This window comes from Blastomonas sp., assembly GCF_030373265.1.
Lineage (GTDB): Bacteria > Pseudomonadota > Alphaproteobacteria > Sphingomonadales > Sphingomonadaceae > Blastomonas.
This window is the reverse complement of the sequence record NZ_JAUCZC010000051.1, coordinates 1-7472: the sequence shown is the minus strand read 5'-3', so window position 1 is coordinate 7472 and position 7472 is coordinate 1. Positions and strand designations below refer to the sequence as shown.

The following is a 7472-nucleotide window of genomic DNA, read 5'->3' as shown; positions in this document are numbered from 1 at the left end:
TCGCGTTCCAGCCGGGCAAGCTCGCCCGCCATATAGTCGCTGGTCGCCTGCAGCCGGCGCCAGCCCCACAACGGATAGACCAGCACAAGGCCGAGCAGCGCCGGACCGGGCGCGATCCACAGGTTGGCGGTCAGCGCGGCGATGCTGGACCCCAGCACCAAGGCCGCAAGCGCGAGCACAAGCAGGTTGACGCTGCGCGGCTTGAACCGCCAGAACGCGAGCAGCAGCAGCCAGGCGGGAGCAAGCGCAAGGGTCAGGGCGACCACCAGCGGAGGCTGGCCCACCCCATGGCCCAGAGCGCGCGCGCTCGCGATGTTGGCGTTGATCTCGACACCGGGCATGCTGCTGCCGTCCGATGTGGGGACAGAGTAACGGTCCCCCAGCCCCTGCGCCGTCATGCCGATCAGCACCTTGCGACCGGTGATCAGCGCATCGGGAACCTCGCCGCGCAGCACGCTGACGAACGACACAGTGGCAAAGCTCTCCGGCGACGCAAAGCGCAACCGCTCCGGCTCCAGGCACGACGGCCAGTTGGCAGGCGCATCGCCAAGCGTCATCAGGTGGGGCAGATGCTGGCCGCCCTTCACCGGCGCAAAGCACAGCACCGCCGACCGCACGGTGCCGTCGCCATCAATTTGCGTGTTGGCATGCCCAAGTCCAGCGGCGGCGCGCGCCAGCGCGGGGGCAGGGTCCAGTCGGTCAAAGGCGCGGCCATCGCGGCCGGGCCGGACGAACTGGACCGGAAGATAGACCTGCGCGGCCTGCGCCATCGCTGAGGCCAGCGCGGCATCGTCAGCGGCGGGCTCCGACAGCAGCAGATCGAGCGTGATCGATTCAGCCCCCGCCTCTGCCAGCCTGTCGAGCGCGGCGGCATGAAGCCGCCGCGGCCAGGGCCAGCGGCCCAACGCCTGGAGGCTGGTCTCGTCAATCGCGACGATCAGGATATCGGGATCGGCGGGGGCGGGCGCCACCCGCATCGCCGCATCGTAGAGCAGGTCGTCGGCGGGGCGGGTCCAACCGCTGATCGTGGCTGCGGCAATGAGGACCGTGGCGATCATCGCCACCACGCCCCATTCGATCTGGAACCGGCGCCGCAGACCTGCGGTTCCGGCATATCTATTCATCGATGGTGAAGCTTTCGTAGTCGGACCAGTCGATATCGGTTTCGTCCGCAGCGAACGTGGTCGTCCCCACGCGCCACATATACCGGCCAGGCGGCAGATCGCCCAGGATGACCGACGACCCCGTCAGCCCGGTCTCATCGACCACGAATATCGGGCTGTCCTGCGTGCGCAGCTGGAAATGATAGCGGCGCTCACCCTCTCCACTGCCGACCCAGCGGAACACATAGCCGTCCTCGCCAGCGGCCGCGCCTTGGGTGGCCGTTGCCAGCCGGCGCTTGAAGGTGAAGGTTCCCGGCATGCCTTCGAGTCCCGAAGCCGCAATCGCGGTGAACCGGGCGAAATAATTGCCGTTGGGCAGCGCGGCTGCGGTGAAATCGGGCGCGGGGCTGGTCAGGTCGTCGACGACATCGACAAACCCGCTGTCGCGCGCGATCTGGAGGCGATAGCCTTGCGCCTCCGCGATCGAGGCTACCGAGAACGCCAGCACCGGGGCGCGCTGCTTGCCGCCGCCGGTGACCAAGGTGGGCGGCGGCAGCAGCTTTTCGACCGATATGCCGCCGGCCTTGCCAATCACGGCACCGAATTCGGCGGCAAGACGGGTTTCGCCAGGGCCAGTCGACGCGTTGACCGCAAGCCCGCCCTCGATCAGTTCGGCCCGCGCCTGACCCAGCGCCGCATCGTAATGGTTGCGGAAATCGGTGCCGCGCACCGCAGAGACCGCGATCGGGTTGCGCAAGCGGAAGCGGTCGTCGCGGTTGCGCAAGGGTGACACCCGGCTGCGCACGCCACCGCTGTCCAGCGCCAGCTCGTAGTCGATGCTGTCGGTGATCAGCAGCTTGCGTAGCCGCGTGATCCGCAGGGCACTGTTCGACGGCAAGGTGACCACCGATCCGTCGCTCAGCGCCAGCGACAGCGATGAGGCGGGGCCGGTGACGAAGCGCGCGCCTTCGCCAAGGCTCTGACCCATGGTCACGCTCTCGAGCGTCCGATTGGCCATGGCCGCACGCGCATCCCCGCGAAACGCGGCGACGGTGGCCGAGGCCGGGCGGAACCGGAGCAGGCGGACAGGCAGCGTCAACCGGCTCGCCACGGGCAGCCGGTGCGGGTTGGCGACGCGGTTCAGCCGTTGAACCTGTTTCCAGTCGCTCTCGCGGATCAGCCAGGAGCGGCCGAGGCTGATCAGCGTGTCACCCTTGCGGACAGTGTAGACAATCGTCTCGGCGTTGCCCGGCTGCTGGGCAAGCGCAGATTGCGGTGCCAGCGCCAGGCCGGTGAACAGCGCAGCCACGGCCAGCAAACAGCAAGTCAGCGATGCACGGAGAGTCATTCTGAGGCTGAAAGGTCCTTGGCCGCGTCTATCGTTTCCAGGCGATAGCCATAGCCGAAAACGGTGAAGATGCGAAATCCGTTCTCGGGTCTGAGGGCAAGTTTGGAGCGGACGCGCGAGACGTGCATGTCCAGCGTGCGCGTGGCGAGGTCCGCACTGGTCCGCCAGATCGTTTCCATGATGTAGGCGCGCGACAGGGTGCGGTCACGGTTGCGGAACATCAGGTCGGCCAGCTCGAATTCCTTGGCGGTCAGCGTGATGTCTTTGCCATCATGGCGGATGGTCTGCGCCATCCGATCCAGCCGGTATCCGCCGAACTCCGCGACCTTGTCCATGCTCGCGCTCGCGCTGGTGCGGCGCAGCACCGCCGCGATCCGCGCGCCAATGACGGTGTCTTCCTCGGGCTTGGTGATGTAATCATCGGCCCCAGCATGCAATGCCTCGGTGATGTCGCGCTTGGCGGTGCGCGCGGTGAGCATGATGACCGGTGGAGGATTGTCCAATGTTGTCTGCATCCACTGGATGATCTGCAGGCCTGACTTGCCGGGCATGTTCCAGTCGAGCATCACCAGATCGAAGGTGTCGCGCAACAGAGCGGCTGCGAGACGTTCTCCGTCGCCGAACCGGACGCTGATATGGCCCAAATTCGTGATGATGCTTTCCAGAATGCTCAGGCTGTCGTCATCATCATCGGCAATTGCGATGCGCATAAGTTCCCCTGACTGTGCGCCCACTATGGAGTTAACAAATCTTAAGGATCTCAAATGCCTGCGTTTCAGGAGATTGGCGAGTCCTTAGTATACGTTTTTACATAGCTTTACATGGAGCACCGGGCTGGTGCTGAGCAAAGCTTGAATGCATAGGAAGGCGCGCCGCCATAAACGCGCCAGAATGAGGATGATATGAACAACACCCCGGACCATTTGAACCATCTCGCTGCCTCGTTGGGCTGGACGCTGCCGCAGGGGGCAATGGATGTGTTCAGCCCGGTCGATGGGGCGCGCGTCGCCGGGATCGATGCTGCAGACGCCGAATCCGTTGCGGTCATCGCCGAGCGCGCAGCCGCTGCCTTCCACCAGTGGCGCCATGTGCCCGGCCCGCGTCGCGGCGAGCTGGTGCGCAGGCTTGGCGAGGCGCTGCGCCATCACAAGGCGGACCTTGGCATGCTGGTGACGCTCGATTGCGGCAAGCCCTTGTCCGAAGGGCTGGGCGAGGTGCAAGAGATGATCGACATCTGCGATTTCGCGGTCGGCCTGTCGCGGCAGCTGCACGGCCTCACCATCGCCAGCGAGCGCCCCGGCCACCGGATGAGCGAGACCTGGCACCCGCTGGGACCGGTGGCGATCATCACCGCGTTCAACTTCCCGGTCGCGGTCTGGGCGTGGAATGCGGCGCTGGCGCTGGTCTGCGGCGACAGTGTGGTGTGGAAGCCGTCGGAAAAGACTCCGCTCACCGCGATTGCGGTGCAGGCGCTGTTCGATCGGGTGGCGAAGGACTTCGGGTCGGATGCGCCCGAGGGACTGGCGCAACTGGTGCTGGGCGATGCGGCAACCGGCGCGGCCCTGGTCGATCATCCCGCCATTGCGCTGATTTCCGCCACCGGTAGCACCGCGATGGGGCGGATCGTGGGACAAGCGGCGGCGAAGCGCTTTGCGCGCAGCCTGCTCGAGCTCGGCGGCAACAACGCAACCGTGGTCGCGCCAAGCGCCGACATGGACCTTGCGCTGACCGGTTGCGCCTTCGGCTTCATGGGCACGACCGGCCAGCGCTGCACCTCGCTGCGGCGGCTGTTCGTCGAGCGTGGGACGTATGACGCGTTCGTGCCGCGGATCATCTCGGCCGCGGCACGGCTGCCGATCGGCGATCCGCGCGATTCCACGCATCTCGCTGGGCCGTTGATCGACGAAGCTGCGTTCACAGCGATGCAGTCGGCGCTCGCCGATGCCCGCGCGCTGGGTGCGACGGTGCATGGCGGCGAGCGGATCGAGGGACTCGGGCCAAAGGAAGGGAAGGGGGTCTATGTCCGCCCGGCGGTGGTCGAAATGTCCCAACAGACCGGCCCGATGCTGCGCGAAACCTTCGCGCCGATCCTCTATTGCCTGCGCTACGACACGCTGGACGAGGCGATCGCGCTCAACAACGCCGCGGCGCAGGGGCTGTCGTCCTCGATCTTCACCAACGATCTGCGCGAGGCCGAAGCGTTCGTCGCCGCGTCGGGCAGCGACTGCGGGATCGCCAACATCAACATCGGCACCTCGGGCGCGGAAATCGGCGGCGCATTCGGCGGCGAGAAGGAAACCGGCGGCGGCCGTGAGTCCGGATCGGACAGCTGGAAGACGTACATGCGCCGCCAGACCAGCACGGTAAACTATTCCGCCGCGCTGCCGCTGGCGCAGGGGGTGACGTTCGAGTTGTGAGGGGGGGCAGCCCATATTGCGGCGTGCTCTCAATATTCAGGTCCCCTGCGAAGGCAGGGGCCCATCTCCTGACCGCTGTGCTGGATGCGGGGGTAGGAGATGGATGCCTGCCTGCGCAGGCAAGCGGGCAGGGCATAAGGCCGAATTGTCTGCCATCCCGGCCTCAAAACCTGCCCAACTACTCCCGCTGATCCTGAGCCGCGGGCTTCAGCCCGCGAAGTCGAAGGACCCGCGCCCACGCCAGCCGTACAGCGGGGCCTTCGACAAGCTCAGGCTGAGCGGAGGGGGTGGCGGCTTTTGAGGGCCCGCAGAAAAAACCTGCCTTTCCGCAAGCGACCCCTTTGCCGCCATTCGTGAATCCGCTATTTAGCCGAATGCCTCTCGCCTCACCGCCGGTTCCTGAAAAAACACCCGCACCTCTTCGTGACGGTGAACGCGAGTTCATCAAGGAAGCGGTTGAACGTTTCTACGGACCTGAAGCTATTGTCCGCAACTATGGGCCTGATGCGAATCAGTTAGAGCTTCACGTTGAGACAGACGCGGAAATGGACATGCGGAAGTATGACTGCCTCGGGGTGCTGCTAACCCGCATCGATCGACGGCAGATAAGCCTCGAAGTCACCAAACGTGGCACAAAGATACGTGGAAATGCGAAGCTGGCTTATCGCCAGGGCGTGATCCTCTAGCGTCAGGAAACCACCCAAATCCAGCCGTTGGACCCTGCCCAAGTTCAACCCAAAACCCGCCGCAGCCTGAACCAACCTACCCCGCCCCAGCGCGCTCGCCATGCCCCAGCGCAAGATAGCTGTCCGACTGCATCTCCATCAGCCGCGAGATCGTGCGGTCGAATTCGAACCTGCCGTCGCCGCTCGAATACAGGTCCATCGGCTCGGCATCGGCGGACGCGATCAGCTTGACCTTCATCTCGTAGAGCGCGTCGATCAATGTCACGAAGCGCGCGGCCTCGTTGCGGTTTTCGGGGCCCAATTGCGGGATGCCGACCAGGAACACGGTGTGATATCGCCGCGCGATGGCGAGATAGTCGGGCGCGCCGCGCGCTTCGGTGCAGAGCTTCTTGAACGAGAACACCGCGACGCCCTTCAGGGACTTGGGCACATGGATGGAGCGCCCGCCGCTGATCGCGACCTCGCCGCTGGGCACATGCGCGGCATCGTCGGGCGAATAATCGGTCATGCGGAAGAACGCTTCGCGCAGCGCGGCGGTCGCCTCTGGGCCGTTGGGGACGTGCCAGGTGCTGGTGCCCGACAGACGCTCGAGTCGGTAATCGGTCGGGCCGTTCAAGGATTGCACGTCGAGCCTCTGCTTGATGAGTTCGATGAACGGCAGGAAATGCTCGCGGTTGAGGCCGTCCTTGTAGAGGTCGTCGGGCGGGCGGTTGGAGGTGGCGACCACGGTGACGCCCGCCTCAATGATCGCGGTGAACAGCCGCGACATGATCATCGCATCGGCGCTGTTGTTGACCACCATCTCGTCGAACGCGATCAGCCGGTAATTGTCGGTGAACTGGCGCGCGACCGGGGGAATGGGATCGCCCTGCATGGTGTCGCGCTCGACCCGCAGGCGGGCGTGGATGTCCTGCATGAACTCGTGGAAATGGACGCGGATCTTGCGGTTGATGCTGACCGAGTCATAGAACAGGTCCATCAGCATCGATTTGCCGCGTCCCACGCCGCCGAACATGTAGAGGCCGCGCACCGGCTCGGGCTTGGCTTCGCGCGACATCAGCCGCCAGAGCAGGGACCCACGCGGCGGTACCGCCTGCAGCGCGTCCTGCATCGCCTGCAGCCGAACCGCAGCCGCGCGCTGGTCGGGATCGGGGCGCAGTTCGCCTGCGCCGACCAGAGCCTCGTAGCGGGCGAGTGTGCCGGTCATGGGCGTTCTTCCGTCCTACGGCGCATTTTGCGGATCGTGCCGCTATAGGCGCAGATGGTGGCCGTCTGCTGTTTGACCAGTCCGCGCAGGAACAGCATCCGGCCGGTTTCCTTGATGATCTCGACCTCGCAATCGATCGGCACGCCGACCTTGCCGGCGCCTACGAAATGTGTGCTGAGGTCGAGCGTCACCCCGGGGCCCTGGCGCAGCGATCCGTTGAGACGCGCGCACACGAACATCGCGATATCGACCTGCGTGAGGATCGCGCCGCCATGGACGTTGTCGGCAAGATTGCCCTGCAGGCGGCCGGGAACGGTGCGCACGACGACGGTCCCGTCATCGCGCTGCATCACCGACATCGGCCCGAGGGTGCTGTTGTAGCGGCCTTTTTCGCGCAGCTCCCAGCGCATCCAGCCCGGATGGTCCGGGTCTGGTCCGAGGGCGAAATCATCGGGCAATACGGGCGAGTCTGCGTCCACCGGTCGAGGGATAACCGAACCGATCAGACGTGCCGTTCGACCTGCATCTTCTTGATCTCGGCAATCGCGCGCGCCGGGTTCAGCCCCTTGGGGCAGACATTGGCGCAGTTCATGATCGTGTGGCAGCGATAGAGGCGGAAAGGATCTTCCAGCTCGTCGAGCCGCTCACCGGTCATTTCGTCGCGGCTGTCGGCGAGCCAGCGATAGGCCTGCAGCAGGATGGCGGGGCCCA

General features: G+C 65.4%; 7 protein-coding genes and 1 pseudogene. 2 read left to right on the top strand and 6 right to left on the bottom strand.

Annotated elements, in window-relative coordinates; all coding sequences use genetic code 11:
* The 3 genes from QUV11_RS16950 to QUV11_RS16940 form a co-directional block, all read right to left on the bottom strand.
* Window positions 1–1124: CHASE2 domain-containing protein (locus QUV11_RS16950; RefSeq protein ID WP_300884163.1), on the bottom strand; the 1124-nt coding region annotated here is incomplete at its 3' end.
* Entirely contained in the window at window positions 1117–2451 is a 1335-nt protein-coding gene (locus QUV11_RS16945) for a FecR domain-containing protein (protein WP_300884161.1), read from the bottom strand. The genes QUV11_RS16950 and QUV11_RS16945, both read right to left, overlap by 8 nt.
* On the bottom strand, window positions 2448–3161 hold the full coding sequence (locus tag QUV11_RS16940) for a response regulator transcription factor (protein ID WP_300884160.1): 714 nt from the start codon (window positions 3159–3161) through the stop codon (window positions 2448–2450). Before QUV11_RS16940 ends, QUV11_RS16945 begins: the two co-directional genes overlap by 4 nt.
* Window positions 3162–3353: 192 nt before the next feature.
* Here QUV11_RS16940 and QUV11_RS16935 point away from each other — a divergent pair, with 192 nt between their 5' ends.
* A complete protein-coding gene (locus QUV11_RS16935; protein WP_300884159.1) occupies window positions 3354–4868 on the top strand; it encodes an aldehyde dehydrogenase family protein in 1515 nt (504 codons plus the stop codon).
* Window positions 4869–5155: 287 nt separating this feature from the next.
* On the top strand, window positions 5156–5554 hold the full coding sequence (locus tag QUV11_RS16930; protein WP_300884158.1) for a hypothetical protein: 399 nt from the start codon (window positions 5156–5158) through the stop codon (window positions 5552–5554).
* A gap of 76 nt (window positions 5555–5630) precedes the next feature.
* On the opposite strand, the gene zapE is transcribed toward QUV11_RS16930, so the two are convergent.
* The 3 genes and pseudogenes from zapE to QUV11_RS16915 form a co-directional block, all read right to left on the bottom strand.
* Window positions 5631–6761, bottom strand: a complete 1131-nt coding sequence (zapE, locus tag QUV11_RS16925) for a cell division protein ZapE (protein WP_300884157.1) — start codon at window positions 6759–6761, stop codon at window positions 5631–5633.
* The gene (locus tag QUV11_RS16920; protein WP_300884155.1) at window positions 6758–7219 is read right to left on the bottom strand and encodes a PaaI family thioesterase; all 462 of its coding nucleotides are present in this window, start codon (window positions 7217–7219) and stop codon (window positions 6758–6760) included. Before QUV11_RS16920 ends, zapE begins: the two co-directional genes overlap by 4 nt.
* A 44-nt stretch (window positions 7220–7263) precedes the next feature.
* Window positions 7264–7472: pseudogene (locus QUV11_RS16915) on the bottom strand (succinate dehydrogenase iron-sulfur subunit); the annotation flags it as partial.

What these genes read in the sequence shown, in the direction of transcription:
- zapE (WP_300884157.1), bottom strand. Translation starts at nt 6,761, where the DNA reads ATGACCGGCACACTCGCCCGCTACGAGGCTCTGGTCGGCGCAGGCGAA.
- QUV11_RS16945 (WP_300884161.1), bottom strand. Translation starts at nt 2,451, where the DNA reads ATGACTCTCCGTGCATCGCTGACTTGCTGTTTGCTGGCCGTGGCTGCG.
- QUV11_RS16940 (WP_300884160.1), bottom strand. Translation starts at nt 3,161, where the DNA reads ATGCGCATCGCAATTGCCGATGATGATGACGACAGCCTGAGCATTCTG.
- QUV11_RS16935 (WP_300884159.1), top strand. Translation starts at nt 3,354, where the DNA reads ATGAACAACACCCCGGACCATTTGAACCATCTCGCTGCCTCGTTGGGC.